This window comes from Aeromonas sp. FDAARGOS 1418 (assembly GCF_019048585.1).
In the GTDB taxonomy this organism is placed as follows: domain Bacteria; phylum Pseudomonadota; class Gammaproteobacteria; order Enterobacterales; family Aeromonadaceae; genus Aeromonas; species Aeromonas caviae.
Map to the genome: position 1 here is coordinate 3,960,171 of NZ_CP077387.1, position 15,667 is coordinate 3,975,837.

At 63.5% G+C, this 15,667-nt stretch carries 17 protein-coding genes; 12 read left to right on the forward strand and 5 right to left on the reverse strand.

Features of this window, described 5'->3' with window-relative positions; all coding sequences use genetic code 11:
• Positions 1–79 precede the first annotated feature (79 nt).
• On the forward strand, positions 80–736 hold the full coding sequence (locus tag I6L48_RS18425; RefSeq protein WP_201996812.1) for an adenine nucleotide alpha hydrolase: 657 nt from the start codon (positions 80–82) through the stop codon (positions 734–736).
• Positions 737–806: 70 nt separating this feature from the next.
• Here the strand turns inward: I6L48_RS18425 and I6L48_RS18430 are convergent, their stop codons facing one another.
• Together I6L48_RS18430 and dcuC are read right to left on the reverse strand one after the other, a co-directional pair.
• Positions 807–1,946 carry a M20 family metallopeptidase gene (locus tag I6L48_RS18430; RefSeq protein WP_201996813.1) on the reverse strand — a complete coding sequence of 380 codons (1,140 nt, stop codon included), beginning with the start codon at positions 1,944–1,946 and terminating at the stop codon, positions 807–809.
• 137 nt (positions 1,947–2,083) lie between these two features.
• Positions 2,084–3,460, reverse strand: a complete 1,377-nt coding sequence (dcuC, locus tag I6L48_RS18435) for a C4-dicarboxylate transporter DcuC (protein WP_216987579.1) — start codon at positions 3,458–3,460, stop codon at positions 2,084–2,086.
• 285 nt (positions 3,461–3,745) lie between these two features.
• Here dcuC and I6L48_RS18440 point away from each other — a divergent pair, with 285 nt between their 5' ends.
• The 7 genes from I6L48_RS18440 (at position 3,746) to I6L48_RS18470 (ending at position 9,931) form a co-directional block, all read left to right on the forward strand.
• Complete coding sequence (locus tag I6L48_RS18440; protein WP_010674057.1) at positions 3,746–4,060, forward strand: hypothetical protein; 315 nt, start codon at positions 3,746–3,748, stop codon at positions 4,058–4,060.
• Between the two features lie 363 nt (positions 4,061–4,423).
• Entirely contained in the window at positions 4,424–4,774 is a 351-nt protein-coding gene (locus tag I6L48_RS18445; RefSeq protein ID WP_069652812.1) for an ArsC family reductase, read from the forward strand.
• Positions 4,775–4,796: 22 nt separating this feature from the next.
• The gene (gene dapE / locus I6L48_RS18450; RefSeq protein ID WP_216987580.1) at positions 4,797–5,924 is read left to right on the forward strand and encodes a succinyl-diaminopimelate desuccinylase; all 1,128 of its coding nucleotides are present in this window, start codon (positions 4,797–4,799) and stop codon (positions 5,922–5,924) included.
• 29 nt (positions 5,925–5,953) lie between these two features.
• Positions 5,954–6,640 carry a M15 family metallopeptidase gene (locus I6L48_RS18455; RefSeq protein ID WP_029314223.1) on the forward strand — a complete coding sequence of 229 codons (687 nt, stop codon included), beginning with the start codon at positions 5,954–5,956 and terminating at the stop codon, positions 6,638–6,640.
• Complete coding sequence (locus I6L48_RS18460) at positions 6,640–6,786, forward strand: hypothetical protein (RefSeq protein ID WP_010674048.1); 147 nt, start codon at positions 6,640–6,642, stop codon at positions 6,784–6,786. Before I6L48_RS18455 ends, I6L48_RS18460 begins: the two co-directional genes overlap by 1 nt.
• A gap of 268 nt (positions 6,787–7,054) precedes the next feature.
• Positions 7,055–8,782: a potassium/proton antiporter gene (locus I6L48_RS18465; RefSeq protein WP_010674047.1), complete on the forward strand. Its 1,728-nt coding sequence runs from the start codon at positions 7,055–7,057 to the stop codon at positions 8,780–8,782.
• A 45-nt stretch (positions 8,783–8,827) separates the two neighbouring features.
• Positions 8,828–9,931 carry a beta-N-acetylglucosaminidase domain-containing protein gene (locus I6L48_RS18470; protein WP_216987581.1) on the forward strand — a complete coding sequence of 368 codons (1,104 nt, stop codon included), beginning with the start codon at positions 8,828–8,830 and terminating at the stop codon, positions 9,929–9,931.
• A gap of 142 nt (positions 9,932–10,073) precedes the next feature.
• On the opposite strand, the gene I6L48_RS18475 is transcribed toward I6L48_RS18470, so the two are convergent.
• Positions 10,074–10,706 carry a LysE family translocator gene (locus tag I6L48_RS18475; protein WP_216987582.1) on the reverse strand — a complete coding sequence of 211 codons (633 nt, stop codon included), beginning with the start codon at positions 10,704–10,706 and terminating at the stop codon, positions 10,074–10,076.
• A gap of 164 nt (positions 10,707–10,870) precedes the next feature.
• Here I6L48_RS18475 and I6L48_RS18480 point away from each other — a divergent pair, with 164 nt between their 5' ends.
• The 4 genes from I6L48_RS18480 (at position 10,871) to I6L48_RS18495 (ending at position 14,007) form a co-directional block, all read left to right on the forward strand.
• Entirely contained in the window at positions 10,871–12,493 is a 1,623-nt protein-coding gene (locus tag I6L48_RS18480; RefSeq protein WP_042879095.1) for a methyl-accepting chemotaxis protein, read from the forward strand.
• A 178-nt stretch (positions 12,494–12,671) separates the two neighbouring features.
• Positions 12,672–13,202, forward strand: a complete 531-nt coding sequence (locus I6L48_RS18485; RefSeq protein ID WP_039039880.1) for a DUF1523 family protein — start codon at positions 12,672–12,674, stop codon at positions 13,200–13,202.
• Complete coding sequence (locus I6L48_RS18490; protein WP_042879097.1) at positions 13,199–13,495, forward strand: helix-turn-helix domain-containing protein; 297 nt, start codon at positions 13,199–13,201, stop codon at positions 13,493–13,495. The genes I6L48_RS18485 and I6L48_RS18490 overlap by 4 nt, the downstream gene beginning before the upstream one ends.
• A gap of 65 nt (positions 13,496–13,560) precedes the next feature.
• Complete coding sequence (locus I6L48_RS18495; RefSeq protein ID WP_128342924.1) at positions 13,561–14,007, forward strand: hypothetical protein; 447 nt, start codon at positions 13,561–13,563, stop codon at positions 14,005–14,007.
• A gap of 113 nt (positions 14,008–14,120) precedes the next feature.
• On the opposite strand, the gene I6L48_RS18500 is transcribed toward I6L48_RS18495, so the two are convergent.
• Positions 14,121–14,591: a hypothetical protein gene (locus I6L48_RS18500; protein WP_042879101.1), complete on the reverse strand. Its 471-nt coding sequence runs from the start codon at positions 14,589–14,591 to the stop codon at positions 14,121–14,123.
• Between the two features lie 29 nt (positions 14,592–14,620).
• Positions 14,621–15,556, reverse strand: coding sequence for a pyrimidine-specific ribonucleoside hydrolase RihA (gene rihA / locus I6L48_RS18505; protein WP_042879103.1), 936 nt, complete (start codon positions 15,554–15,556; stop codon positions 14,621–14,623).
• Positions 15,557–15,667: the final 111 nt, after the last annotated feature.

A 15,667-nucleotide genomic window follows, 5' to 3' on the forward strand; every position in this document is an offset into this window, starting at 1 on the left:
CCCGCATCTCCGACCCGCGCTTTGCCATCGCCCCCCACTCTGGGTAGCATGACCCCTCTTTTCTTTGCGGAAATCCCCCATGTCTCGCGTCATCCTGCTCTGGAGCGGCGGCAAAGATGCCATGCAGGCCCTCTGCCACGCCCGGGAAGCGGGCCATCAGATGGTGGCCCTGATCACCTTTGCCCCGCCAGCGCCCCGCTTTCTCGCCCATCCCCTGTCACAGGTTCGCCGTCAGGCGGCGGCCCTCGCACTGCCCCATCGGCTGGTCACCATCGAAGCGCCCTTCGATCTCGGTTATGAGCGGGCCCTGGCGGCATTGAAAGAGGAGTGGCAACTCGATGGGGTCGTCACCGGCGACATCGACAGCGTGGGGGGCGCGCCGAACTGGATCCGCGAGCGCTGTCGCCCCCTGGGGCTCACCGTTCACACCCCGCTCTGGCAACAACCCCGCGAGGCATTGCTGGCGGACATGCTGGCCCGCGGCATCGTCGCCCACCTCTCCTGCGTCGATACCCGGGTGCTGGCCCCCGAGTGGGTGGGGCGCAGGCTCGATGCGGCCACCCTGGCCGAATTGCAGCAACTGGCGACAACCCGGGGCTTCGATGCCTGCGGCGAGCAGGGGGAGTACCACACCATGGTGACCGACGGCCCCGGGTTTGCGGCGCCGCTGACGCTCGGCCACTGGCAGGTGGCGCGCCAGGAGCACCTTGCCTATCTGCTGGAGGACGAGGAATGACCTCTCACGAGGGCGACACATAAAAAACGGGAGGCGCCGGCCTCCCGTTTTGCTTGTCCTTAACGTTGACCTATTTGGCCAGCTTGCCCAGCACCCGCTTAAGCAGGCGGATGCGCGGCTCGATGCTGTCTAGCAGCAGGAATTCCGCCTCCGAGTGGAAGCCGCCCCCCATGGGGCCGAAGCCATCGAGGGACGGCACCCCGGCCGCCGCGGTGAAGTTGGCATCGGAGCCGCCACCGGCCTCCAGCCAGGTGAAGGGGACGCCCTCCTCCCTGCCTGCCGCCTCCACCAGTGCCATCAGGGCCTCGGTGTCGCCGCTCGGGCGCATCGCGGGCTTGAAGCTCTGGCGCGCCACCTCGACCCGGCAACCGGCGAGGAAGGGGTTGTTGGCCATGAAGGTGAGCCGGTCGTGCACCGCCTGCGCCTCTTCGTTGCGCCAGAAGCGCAAATCCACGATCGCCTCGGCAAAGTCGGGCACCACGTTGACGCCGGTGCCCCCCTGCACCACCCCCACGTTCATGGTGGTGCCGGTCTCCATGTTGACCTGTTCGTTGATGGCAAGCACCCAGTGGGCCAGCTCCGTGATGGCTGAGACCCCTTCGGTTAGCGCCGAACCGGCGTGGGAGGCCTTGCCGTGGAAGGTGATGCGGTACTTGGCGTTGCCCTTGCGGGCGCTGATGAGCTCCCCGCTCGGGCGCGCCGCCTCGGCCACCAGCACGCAGCCGCTCTGTCTGGCCTTCTCCACCAGCCACTCCTTGGACCAGGGGGAGCCTATCTCCTCGTCGCAGTTGCAGCAGACCAGCACCTTGAGCCTGGCCAGCACGGCCGGGTCCAGCTCTTTCAAGGCATACCAGGTGGAGAGCAGGCCGCTCTTCATGTCCGAGACGCCGGGGCCAAAGGCCTGATTGCCTTCGACTTTCAGCGGGCGCTTGGCCGCCGTCCCCTCGGGGAAGACGGTGTCCATGTGGCCCACCAGCATGACATCGTAGTGCTCCGCCCCCGGGGCATTGGTTGCCTCCAGGCAAGGGCCGCACTCGGCGGCGAACTGGTGGCGGGTCACCTGCCAGCCGATGGCCTCATATTTCTCGGTCATGATGTCGGCGACCCGGGCCACCCCGGCCGGGGTGCGGGTGCCGCAGTCGAGGTTGATGAGCGGGGCCAGATCCGCCAGATAGGTATCGAGTGAAAACGGGCGCTTGAGGTCGTTCATTGTCTTCTCCATGGAACAATCTGCGTAAAACACAGACTGTTTTTGCAACGATAAGAGTGGGCGGGCACTCGGCGCCGCCTCGTCAACGGCGGTCGGCCAGCGTGGATCAACTGGCCGCCACCTCTACACCAGAGCCTTTACATGAACAGCAGATAGTTGAGGAGCAGCGCCGTCACCAGGGCCCCCGCCATGGGCACGCTGGTGCGCTTGACCACCACGAAGGGAGAGACCTTGGCGATGCCCGCACAGGCGATGAGCACCGCCGCGATGGGGGAGACGGTGCGGCCGATGCTGGAGGCGAGCTGCATCGGCAGCAGCATGGTCACCGCCGGCACGCCAAACTTGGCTGCCACCGCGGGGGCCAGGGAGGAGAAACTGAGGAAGGCCGCGTTGCCCGAGCCCATGATGACCGCCGCCACCATGATGAGCCCCACCATCACCAGGGTCATCAGGCCGCTGCCGATGCCGGCATTGCTGGCAGAGTGCAGCAGGGTGTCGATGGCGCCGATGGCCTTGAGGGATTCGGCGAAGAGCTCGGCACAGACGATCAGCGCCACCACGGGGCCGAACACCTTGCCCATGCCGTCGAGGAAGCTGGACAGCCCCGCGAAGGCGGTGCGCACCGAGCGGGTGCGCAGCAGCTCGCACAGCATGCCGATAAAGACCGACAGCAGCATGGCCACCTCCACACTGACGCTGATGGTGGTCACCAGCAGCTTGGAGAAGGTCATCATCAGCACGAAGGGGATGATGGGCAGCAGGCCGTACCAGGTTGGCGCGGCCACCTCATCTGCCCCTTTTTCGTCAAGCTCCGCGTGTTCGCCGCGATGAAGGGCCGGATCCCAGCCCTCCTGGCGGTCACAGTGCCGCTGCCAGAAGAAGTGCAGCACCATGGTCACCAGCAACATGGGAGCCACTAGCCAGATCTGGTAGTCAACGAAATAGCTGGTGGGATCCATGCCGGATTGACCGGCGGAGAAGATGGCGTTGGTCTGGGTCGGGCCGATTTCGAACGCCTGGGAGGTGGCGATGACGCCGCAGGCGGAAGCCGGGCTGATGCCGAGGTTGCGCATCACAGGGTACATGGTGACCATCAACAGCAGGCCGGGGCCGGTGGCGGAGGTGACGAACAGGGAGACGAAGACCGCCACCAGGTAGCAGATGGCCAGCATCAGGTAGCTGGACTGGATGCCCGCCACCGGCTTGACCGCCACCCGCACCAGGGCCTGGGAGGCGCCGATGTGGGACATGTAGGTGGCAAAGCCCGCCACCGCCATGATGGTGAGGCCAAGGCCCGCCGCCCGGTAGGAGAAGATCCCCTTGAACACCTCAAACAGATCGAACAGGGCGAAGCCGGTGCTCTTGTCGGCGGGCAGTATGGGGTGCAGTCCCAGCCAGTAGGCGACGGTGAAGAGGACCATGCCCGCCAGCGCCAGCACCGCCTGCGGGTTGTAATCCTTGATGATGCCGTAGACCACGGCGATCAGCACGAGCAAGACGAAGACGAGTTCCAAGGTGCACTCCTGACAAGATTATCGAGAAGCGCAATCTAGTGGGGGATCTCCCTTTTCCTCTTGATCACCATCAATAAAGATGGAAAAAGCAAACGGTTGCAGATTTTTACTCCAAAAATAAAACTAAAAACGACATTTAACATCACGAAACTGGATCTAGAATGCTCCCCAGGGTATCCCTGACCGACAACCGCCACTTTGTTTGCGTTGGATCAACATCCCGCCGGGGTGAACTGGCCAAGATGCCCGTCGACACAGAGCGACCATTTCGCACCGGAGAGAGTTATGACAAACCAAGCCACCGCAGGCACCCCGACCTGCGACTGCAAGCTGTGGGACATCCTCGTCGAGTCTGCAAAGGAACGCACCACCATTCGTTACTCCAAACTGGCCAGGCAGGCCGGGCTGGAGCAGTGCCAGGATGAACTGCGCACCCTGCTGCAACGCATCCGCATGTATTGCACCGAAAATCACCTGCCCATTCTCTCCGCCATCGTGATGGATGACGTGGGCAAATACGCCGGCCTCTCCTCCAGCCTGCCGGATGCCCCCTGGGAGCGGGCACGGGTCTTCGATCACGAGTGGACCACCCTGCACTGAGTGCCGCCCCCTGAATCCGGAACGCGCCCATACCAGCAGGCGCGTTCTGGTTTTTGGCCCCCACCGTTTCTTCCCCGGCCCCAGGCCAGGTGTGTGTCCCTGTGGGGCGCCCTGCCCCCTGTCGTCCTATCCGGCCAGGCGTGCAGCATAAGGGCCTCCTGCCCCCGGTCTCCCCCTTTGATGCCGCAGCGCATCCCGTCCCAGACCAGCGTGTGCTGGCGCGCGGCTCCCTCCCTTCTCCATTCGGCCTGACTGGTAAAACCAGCCCATCCGGCCATGAGCGTTGCCATGGGGGGGCCACAATGCCAGAATCGGGCCCTTGCACGATTTCAGGGCCGCAGGCCCGCAGACAAAGGATCCCCCATGGCCACCACCCTCTATGGCATCAAGAACTGCGACACCATCAAGAAGGCCCGCAAGTGGCTGGAGGAGGCGGGTATCGATTACCGCTTTCACGATCACCGCGCCGACGGTCTGAGCCCGGAGCAGCTCGATCTCTGGCTCGCCAAGCTGGGCTGGGAAGCCCTGCTCAACACCCGTGGCACCACCTTCCGCGCCCTGCCGGAAGCAGAAAAACAGGGGCTCGACACCGCCAAGGTCCGTGACCTGCTGCTGGCCCACCCGGCCATGATCAAGCGCCCGCTGCTGGACCAGGACGGTACCCTGACCCTGGGCTTCAAGGCAGACCTCTATCAATCCCTCTTCTCCCGTTAACTTTTTCTGTTAAGGAACACCGATGTCGGACGTCATCACACTGGCCAAGGATCTGATCAGCCGCCCCTCCGTGACCCCCCTGGATGAAGGGTGCCAGACCCTGATGGCGGAGCGCCTCGCGCGCCTGGGGTTCGTCATCGAACCCATGGTCTTCGAGGACACCACCAACCTCTGGGCACGCCGTGGCAGCGAGGGTCCCCTCTTCTGCTTCGCCGGCCACACCGACGTGGTACCCGCCGGTCCCCTGGAGAAGTGGGACACCCCGCCATTCGAGCCGACCATCAAGGACGGCATGCTCCATGGCCGGGGCGCCGCCGACATGAAGGGGTCTCTGGCCGCCATGGTGGTGGCGACCGAGCGCTTCGTGGCCGAGCACCCGAACCACAAGGGCTCCATCGCGTTTCTCATCACCTCGGATGAAGAGGGGCCCTTCATCAACGGCACGGTGCGCGTCATCGACACCCTGGAGGCACGCAACGAGAAGATCCGCTGGTGCATCGTCGGCGAACCCTCCTCCACCGCCCAGGTCGGGGACGTGGTGAAGAACGGCCGTCGCGGCTCCATCACCGGCGATCTGCTGGTGCGCGGGGTGCAGGGCCACGTCGCCTACCCCCATCTGGCGGACAACCCCATCCACAAGGCGGCTCCGGCGCTGGCGGAGCTCGCCGCCATCGAGTGGGACAAGGGCAACGCCTACTTCCCCCCCACCAGCTTCCAGATCGCCAACATCCAGGGCGGCACCGGCGCCTCCAACGTCATCCCGGGGGAGTTGCAGGTCCAGTTCAACTTCCGCTTCAGCACCGAGCTCACCGATGCGGCTATCCGCGAGCGGGTCGAGGCGCTGCTGACCCGTCACGGCCTGGACTTCGAGCTGAAGTGGACCCTCTCCGGCCAGCCCTTCCTGACGGACACCGGCGCCCTGCTGGAAGCCACCGTCGCCGCCGTGGCGGCAGTGAACGGCCAGCAGCCGGCCCTGCTCACCACGGGGGGCACGTCCGATGGGCGCTTCATCGCTCCCACCGGGGCGGAAGTCATCGAGCTCGGCCCGGTCAACGCCACCATCCACAAGGTGAACGAGTGCGTGAAGGCGGACGATCTGGATCTGCTGGCGGACATGTACCAAGGGGTGCTGGCACGACTGCTGGCATGAGCAGCGCTCCGGACAAGAGAGACCAGACCATGAATCAGGATCAACTGCTTGGGCTGGATGAGAGCCACCTCATCCTGGTGGGGCGCGGCCCCCATCGTCTGACCGCCGCCACCGCGGCGGCCTTCAACGACATGCAGGTGGCTGCCGCCCATGCCGGTTTCAACCTGCAGGCGGCCTCCAGCTGGCGCGGCTTCGAGCGCCAGCTCGCCATCTGGAACGGCAAATGGCGCGGGGAGCGCCCTCTGCTGGATGCGCACAACCAGCCCCTCGATGCCCTGCAACTGGGCGAGACCGAGCGACTGCACGCCATCCTGCACTGGAGCGCCCTGCCCGGCACCAGCCGCCATCACTGGGGCACGGATCTCGACATCTACGATCCGGACTGCCTCCCCGCCGGCACCCGGCTCGCGCTGGAACCCTGGGAGTACGAGGCGGGCGGCTGGTTTGCCGATTTGCGCGAATGGCTGGACGATCACATGAACGACTTCGGCTTCTTCCTGCCCTATGCAAAAGGGGAGCAACCGGATCAGGGGGTGGCCTACGAGCCCTGGCACCTGAGCTTCGCGCCCGAATCCGACGGGCTGGCCCTGGATCCGGCGGCGCTGGCGCTTTGTCTGGAACGGGCGGATATTGAAGGCAAGGAGTGCATCCTGGCTCATCTCGACGAGATCCTGGCCCGCTATGTCACCCCGGCACACCACGAAAGGAGATTCTGATGAGCTTGTGGTTATGGATAGGCTTGCCGCTGCTGTTTCTGCTCGGCCTGTTTCTCAACGCCATCAAGGACATGAAGCAGCTCGAGAAACAGCTGCCCAAGTACAAGGACAAGATCCGGGAGGTCAAGGACGACGAGGACGACTGACCCCCTCGCAGGAGCCCGTCGGCGCTCCTGCCCCCTTCCCGTCCACGGCATTTTTCCGCCCTCTGCCGCCCCCCTCTGCCTGCACTGAAAGCCCCATCCATTGTCCCCTTTCCCTTCGCTTTCCCGCGCGGGCACTCCGCCCTCGCCCTGCTTGAAAACTGCGCAACAAACGTAAAAAACTGCAAAACAATGCACAATTAAGCCACACAAAGGGGGTCAATCTGCATATAATGTGCCTGTTTTGCCGCCCGCCATAAGGAGTTCGCCATTGGATGCCACCACCGTCAACAGTTTCTTCTTCATCGGTGCCCTGTTGGTGGGCGCCAGTGTCCTGTTGAGCGCACTCTCCTCCAGAGTCGGCATCCCCATTCTGGTCATCTTCCTCGCCGTCGGCATGCTGGCGGGTGAGGATGGTCCCGGCGGCATCCACTTCGCCGACTACTCGGTCGCCTACCTGGTGGGCAACCTGGCACTGGCCATCATTCTGCTGGACGGCGGCATGCGCACCCGGGTCTCCTCCTTTCGGGTCGCGCTCTGGCCCGCGCTCTCGCTGGCCACGGTCGGGGTGGCCATCACCACCGGCCTCACGGGCCTCGCCGCCGCCTGGCTGTTCGACCTCAACCTGATGCAGGGGATGCTCATCGGTGCCATCGTCGGCTCCACCGATGCGGCGGCGGTCTTCTCCCTGCTCGGCGGGCGCAGCCTCAACGAGCGGGTCAGCGCCACCCTGGAGATTGAATCGGGCAGCAACGATCCCATGGCGGTCTTTCTCACCGTCACCCTGATCGAGGTGCTGGCCACCGCCCAGCAGGGGCTGGATGCCGGCTTCCTGCTGCTGCAACTCGTCAAGCAGTTTGGTCTGGGCGCTGGCATCGGCCTTGCGGGGGGCTGGCTGCTGTGGAAGCTCATCAACAGTGCCAAGCTCGCCCCCGGTCTCTATCCCCTGCTCACCGTGAGCGGCGGCCTGCTCATCTTCGCCCTCACCACGGCGGTGGGGGGCAGCGGCATCCTCGCCATCTACCTCACCGGCCTGCTGCTTGGCAACCTCTCCCTGCGCAGCCGCAGCACCACCCTCTCCGTGCTGGACGGCCTGACCTGGCTCAGCCAGATCGGCATGTTCCTGGTGCTGGGGCTGCTCGCCTCGCCCCACAAGCTGCTGCCCATCGCCCTGCCGGCACTGGCACTGGCCATGTGGATGATCCTGTTTGCCCGTCCGGTGTCGGTCTGGATTGGACTGCTGCCGTTCAAGAACTTCGCGCCCCGCGAGCGCTGGTTCATCTCCTGGGTGGGGCTGCGCGGCGCCGTGCCCATCATCCTGGCGGTCTTCCCCATGATGGCGGGGCTGCCCAATGCCCAGCTCTACTTCAATGTCGCCTTCTTCGTGGTGCTGGTTTCGCTGATCCTGCAGGGCAGCTCGTTGCCGCTGGCATCAAAGCTGGCGCGAGTGGAGGTGCCCGCACCGCCCTCTCCCATCAACCGCTCTGGGCTGGAAATCGATCTCGACAGCCAGTGGGAAACCTTCGTCTATCGCCTGAGCGCCGAGAAGTGGTGCATCGGCTCCCCCTTGCGGGAGCTGCGCATGCCTCAGGGCACCCGCATCTGCGCCCTGTTCCGCGGCCAGGAGCTGCTCCACCCCTCGGGCAGTACCTGCCTGCAATCCGATGACATCCTCTGCGTCATCGGCCACGAGCACGACCTGCCCGCCCTCGGTCAGCTCTTCAGCCAGGCGCCGGAGCAGGATCTGGGCCCGCGCTTCTTCGGTGACTTCCTGCTGGAGGCCAACGCCAGGCTGGTGGATCTCGCCCCGCTCTACGGGCTGGATGTGAGCGAGGTGGCGGATCAGAGCCTCGGCGATTTTATTGCCCATCAGTTGGGCGATAATCTGGTGGTCGGTGACCATGTCGCCTGGCAGGGACTGCTCTGGACGGTGGCGGAAATGGAAGAGGGTGAACCCCGCAAGATAGGGGTACGCTTCCTGGAAGAAGACCCCGTCTAGGCGCCGGCCATCGTAGCCCGCATTTGTGTGAGAAGGGAGTGAACCATGCCTTATCAAACCCTGTTGTCCGGTCTGTATCCTCCCTCGCCCAAGCTGGGCCTCATCGAGGGTTTCTTTGGCAAGGGCTGGAGCTGGGAAGCCCGTGCCCGCTACGCCCAGTGGCTGCCCCGCCACGGCTATGGCTTCTATCTCTACGCCCCCAAGGAAGACGGCTACCTGCGCAAGCACTGGGCCACACCCTGGCCCGCCGACCAGCTTGAAGCCCTGTGCCAGCTCGCCCGCCAGTGCCGGGAGAACGGTCTGGCCTTCGGGGTGGGCCTGAGCCCCATGGGGGCTCATCACGACTATGCCCGCCAGCGGCCCGCCCTGCTGGAGAAAGTGAAGCTCATCGAGGAGGCGCTCAAGCCCGATATCCTGGCGATCCTGTTTGACGACATGAAGGGGGACACCCCGGATCTCGCCCACTGGCAGCTCACCATCGCCCACGATATCGCGGCCCACACCGACGCAGGCCGCCTGCTGTTCTGCCCCAGCTACTACAGCACGGATCCGGTGCTGGAGAAGGTGTTCGGTGCCATGCCCCCCCACTATCTGCAGGATCTGGGTCAGGGGCTCGACAAGCGCATCGATGTCTTCTGGACCGGACCCAAAGTCTGCTCCACCGAGTATCCGGCTGCCCACCTCAAACAGGCCGCCGACTGGCTCCATCGCAAGCCCTTCCTGTGGGACAACTATCCGGTCAATGACGGCAGCAAGGCGAGCAGCTTCCTGCACCTGCGCGCCTTCGAAAACCGTCCGGCAGAGCTGGCGGATCTCGTGAGCGGCCATGCGGTCAATCCCATGAAGCAGGCGGCCCTCTCGGCCCTGCCGCTCGCCACCCTGCCCATGAGCTACAAGCTCGGCAAGCAGTACGATCCTGACAAGGCGCTGCACGCCTCCCTCAACGCCACCTGCGGGCCGCAGATCTCCGCCATGATCCAGGCCGACCTGCCGCTCTTCCAGGACATCGGTCTGGCCCAGCTCACCCCCGAGCAGGTCATCCATCTCAAGAGCCGCTACCTGCCGTTCCAGGATCAGGCCTGCGTGAACGAGATCCTGCGCTGGCTGGCCGGGGAGTACGTGTTCGATCCGGACTGCCTGACCGACTGACCTCATGAGTCCATGAAAAGTGGGTTCATAAAAAAACGGGCCCATGTAAAAGGCCACCTCCCGGGCAGGGAGGTGGCCTTTTTGCATCATCTCTCTTCAGGTGCCCCATGGCGTCACATAGGGCGGCAGATTGAGCGGGTGTTTAACCGAAGGCCAGCCAGATCCCGACAAACAGCATGAGAGAGCCCGCTATCCGGTTCATCAGAGTGACATTGCCGCTCTTGGCAAGGAAATGGCGCAAGGTGCGGCCACCGCTGGCATAGAGCATCAGGCAGGAGAACTCGATGACCAGGATGAGCGCGACCAGGGCCCCTATCTGGGGTGCCATCGGCTTGGCCGCATTGATGAAGGGGGGCAGCAGGGAGACCATGAAGGCCCACCCCTTGGGGTTGGCGATGGCGGTCACGAAACCCTGCACGGCCAGTCCCATTGGGCTGGTCTGCTGACCCGCCGAGAGATCCGCCGGGATGGCCATCTTGCCCTTGGCCTGCCACATCTGGATGCCGAGCCAGACCAGGTAGGCGCCACCTACATATTTGAATGCAGAGAACAGGGCCGGGTAGTTGAGCATGACTGCCGCCACCCCGACTACCGACAACACGGAGACCAGGCCGACGCCGACAAGCTCCCCCCACATCATGTGCAGGGTACGGCGCACCCCCAGACTCATGCCCAGGGTCATCGCCAGGGTCATGCACATACCGGGGGTTACTGAGACAAAAAAGAACGTGGGAATAAAGAGCGCCAAGATGGCGGGATCAATCCAGTCGGACACACTACACCTCCAGGGTAACAAGCAGACGATCTTGCCTATCACACTCTTTTAACACAAGAAAAACCTTTTCATTCAGCAAGAATTCAGCATTAAAAACCCTGTGACAAGGATTGTCGCGCCTGTGTAAGATGCCGCCTCACTCCTCTTTCGGGTTAGGATCTTTCATGTCATTGAATAATCTGTCCATTCGTCTTCAAGTGCTTATCCCTCTCCTGCTCGCCAGCCTGTTGATGCTGCTGATGGCCGTGATCAGCAAACAGGAAATCGACGGTGCCATTCAGGACATGAATGAAACCACCGCCAGCGTCACCCGCCACAAGGACGACATCGCGGCCCTGATCCACGCCACCTACCGGCTGCGCACCAACGCCATCTACGGCCTCTACGATGAGGCCCTCTTCGCCCAGTTGCCGGCCCAGCTCTCCGCCGCCGAACAGGAGATTGGCGCCATCCTGACCAGACTGGTTGTCACCGGTGCCGAGCAGGACAACCGTCAGGTCGCGGCCGCCCTGCAGGCCTACCTCGGCCATACCCGCAGCAGCATGCTGCCCCTGCTGACCGCCAAGTACCAAGGCAGTGGCGATCCCGCCGCCTATGAGCAGGCCCGCCTGCACTTTCGCGATCTGGGGGAGGCGCTCATCAAGCAGATCGATGCCATGTCCGTCCACATCAATCAGCTGACCCAGACTGAGATTGCCGAAGAGCAGGCCCACTACCGCGCGACCCTGCTGCGCACCCTGCTGCTGATGGGGGGCGCCCTGATCGCGGCCCTGCTGGGTGGCTGGTGGATCTCCGGGCGCATCGTGCAGCCCATCGGCCAGTTGCAGGAGGTGATGCACGCCGTCGCCCTCGGCCGCTTCAACGTGCGTGCCAATGCCGAAGGCAACAACGAGCTAGGCCAGCTCGCCAGGGATATCAACCGGACCCTGAGCCAGCTTGCCAACACCATCCAGACCCTGACCGGCATCAGCGGCAATGTGGCCTCCGCCGCCACCGAGCTTGCCGCTGTGATGACCCAGGCAGAGGTCAACGCCCAGCAGCAGCGCGGTGAGACCGAACAGGTGGCCTCCGCCGTCACCGAGCTGGCCAGCACCGCCGACAACGTCAACCACAACGCCGCCCTGGCCGACGAGCTGGCCCGGGATGCCAACAGTAGGGTCGAGCAGGGGCTGGCCCTGTTTGCCGAAAGCATCGAGGCCAACGGCCGCATGGCGGGCAGTCTGGAGAACGCCGCGACTGTGGTGGCCAGGCTCAAGTCCCAGTCCGAGCAGATCGGCAAGGTGATCGAAGTCATTCAGAGCATTTCGGAGCAGACCAACCTGCTGGCCCTCAACGCCGCCATCGAAGCGGCCCGCGCCGGTGAAAGCGGCCGCGGCTTTGCGGTGGTGGCCGACGAAGTGCGCCTGCTGGCCGCCCGTACCCAGGACTCCACCAAGGAGATCCAGGCCATCATCGAGCAGTTGCAGAGCCAGTCCCTCTCCGCCAACAGCGGCGTGCAGCAGACCCTGGAGATCCTCGGCCACAACCGGCAGCTCTCCGCCGAGGTACAGGCCTTGCTGGGGGGCATCACGGACGCGGTCAACCAGATCAACGGTGCCAACGCCCAGGTGGCGACCGCGGCAGAACAACAATCCTGCGTCACCGCCGACATCAGCCGCAACCTCACCAACATCCACGAGATCGTGAACCAGAACGCCGCCGGCATCAGCCAGAGTGCCGCCGCCAGTCACGAACTGTCACAGCTCGCCGAGCAGCAGCGCAGGCAGCTCGCCCAGTTCCAGCTCTGATCCCGAGAGGGTCTCTTCGATACCGCGGGGCCCGGCGCAGGCCCCGCACTTGCCCCTCCCCCTTCACGCCTCCTGTTTAAAACGGGTTTTTGCCATCAAGGTGTCATTGGGGGCTGGGCTGCATTCGCAAATGTGGGTATGGTAGAGGCACGTCACTCCCCCTCATCGAGAGATCATCATGAGCCTGAAGTTCAAGAAACCCGCTTTTATCACGCTCGGCCTCATCGCCCTGCTCTCCGCACTCTGGCTCGATTTCTATCTGCCGGAACACACCATCGCCACCATCACCGGGGTGGAGGTGAAGCGCACCGACAAGGATGGCCCCATCAGCCAGAAGAACCCGGCTGACGGCCCCACCACCGACGTCTATTACATCTACACCGAGCGCCCCGGCGAGAAGATCCGGGTGTTTCGCAATGAAGACACCGAATGGGGCTGGCCCTTCTACTTCAAGTTCAACGCCGCCGACGTCCAGGCCAAGGCCAAGTCCATGGAGTTCGAAAAACGCCTGGCCATCATCACCTCCTACGGCTGGCGCGTGAACATGTTCTCCATGTTCCCCAACGTCACCAAGATCGCGAGCACCGAGCCCGATGCCTCCACCTGGAGCTTCTTCCGCTGGTTCTGGTTCGGTGTCTGGGCCCTGGTGATGGGCAAGGCGGCCATCGCCACCTGGCGCTACTTCGATCGCCTCGAGGACGAGATATGAGCGAGCCGAGCAAGACCCGCACCAGCTTCTATCGTCGGCTCTACGTGGCTCACCTCATCAGTCAGGGCACGGACACCGTGCCCGCCATCATGGAGGCGACCGGCATGCCGCGCCGCACCGCCCAGGACACCCTCAGCGCCCTGGCGGAGCTCGACATCCAGTGCGCCTTCGAGCAGACCGAGGGGGCTCGCCATCTGCAGGGGCACTACCGCATCAGTGACTGGGGGCCCATCAATCCGGCGTGGATCAAGGCCCAGCTGCCTCTTATCAAGGAGACGCTGCGCTACCCCTGATCCTTCATGAGAGCGGCTATGCATCGACAAACAAGGCCCCTTCCGGCCCACATCAGGTGGCACTAATGAAGGCTATACGCATCATTTTGCAACTCGTGATTCTTGCCACCGGGAGTGTCATGCTTGCTGCTCTCTTTGCTGGGCCCGCACCAGACTTCACGGCCATTGTCGTTTTACTTGGCTTTGTGGCACTTCTCCTTGCTCTGACGCTGGTACTAAAAGAGCACACGGAAAACCGCTTAAGCCCTGACCATAGGCTAAGTGTCAAACCAATGGGAATGGTTCTGATCTTGTCTGGTGTGTTTGCCATGATCTACGGCATGAGCATTCTCAGCGGACATCAACCTCTACCTAATGGCAGCGATACATGTCGTGCTATGTGCGGGATCATCTTGTTAGCATCCGAAGCATTTGGCCAAGCAGTTGCCAAACTGTTTGCCTTCGGCCTGTGGTCAGGAGTGGGACTATTTCTTTGCTTTATTGGTTACCACCTAGTCAAGGGAAGGAAATAACCTTACGAGAAGCAACCATGTAGGCTTTGTTGACTGATTGCCTTCATAAAAATAGAGGGGCCAGCCGGCAAGGCTGGCCCCTCTATTTCAGGCCGATAGCGTGACAGGCAGCCCTACTCGGGCATGGCCGAATCCTCAAGCTCCCCGCCAGACTCACCCCGGGTACAGTCGATGATGGAGCGCTTGGGATTGTTGGGGTCGCGCAGCAACAGGGGGGCCATCCCCTCGTCATGCAGCCTCTCGTCGGAAAATTCGCTGCCATAGGCGTTATGGGTCAGCCTGCGGGCATTGGCGATGGGGGTATCCACGAAGAGGGCATGTACCTCGAAGGTGGAGGCCGGCACCAGGAAGCCGACGATGGGCAGGCCGTGCAGCTCCTGATGGACCTTGTACCAGGCAAAGCCCTCGCTCACCTTGTCAGGGGTATACATGGCGAGCTGCGGATTGGCCGGGCGCCCGGTCTCGATGTCGAGATGAAGGGTGTCCAGCTCGCAGGTCGCCAGCCCCTGCCACATCTTCTCGAACGGGGTCGCGCAACCCGTCAGTTGCATGCATGTCAGCAGCGCCAACGTCCCTTTCCACATTCCCAACCCCTTATCCGATGTCCAGGATGTCAACCAAATGAGCGCAGTCGCTGCACCAGCAACTCGATGAAACCGACCCTGTCGAGCCCCAGCAGCACCAGGGCATTGGCCGGTTTGCCGGTCAGGTCGTAGCGATCCACCACCGTCATGCCCAGGGTATGGGTCCCGCCGGTTTCGATATCGACCCGGCACTCCACCCCGTGAAACAGGGAAGGCGCCAGCAGCCAGGCGATGGTACAGGGGTCATGGAGCGGCGCGCCAGCAAATCCCCACTTGGGATCCCGATGATAGATCATGAAAAAGTCGAGCAGCTGTGCCACGCACTGCGCCACCGGGTTGGGAATGGCGCGTACCCGCTCGATATCCTCGTCCATCACCTGGGCCTCGTGGGTCACGTCCAGCCCGCACATGGTGATGGGCAGCCCCGACTTGAAGACCATATCGGCCGCTTCGGGATCCACATAAATATTGAATTCCGCCGCGGGGGTCCAGTTGCCCGCACCGGCGGCGCCCCCCATCAGTACGATGCGGGCGATCTTCTGCTTGAGCTCTGGGTGGGCCGCCAGCAAGAGGGCAATGTTGGTGAGCGGCCCGGTCGGCACCAGGGTGACCGGCTCCGGGCTCTCGCGCAGACATCTTGCCATCAGTTCAAGGGCGCTCACCGCCCGGGGAGCAAAGGCGGGATCCGGCAGCTCTGGGCCGTCCAGCCCCGATTCGCCGTGGACGTTGTCGGCGATGATGAGCTCACGGGCCAGAGGCTTGGCAGCCCCCGCCGCCACCGGAATGTCGTCGCGGCCGAGCAGGGTCAGGATGCGCAGGGCATTGTTGAGGGTCTTGTCCGGGGTCTGGTTGCCCGCGCTGGTGGTGACCGCCATCACCTTCAGCTCGGGGCTCGCCAGCGCCAGAATGAGGGCGATGGCATCATCGTGGCCGGGATCGCAATCGAGAATAACGGGCAACGCCATGGACAGACTCCTTACAACATGACAGGGAGCCATACCTTAGCAAGAGATAGCCAGATGAACTCAGGAAGGAGTCACAAAACGCCTCAACCAACGAGATCAAGTACTTGGCGA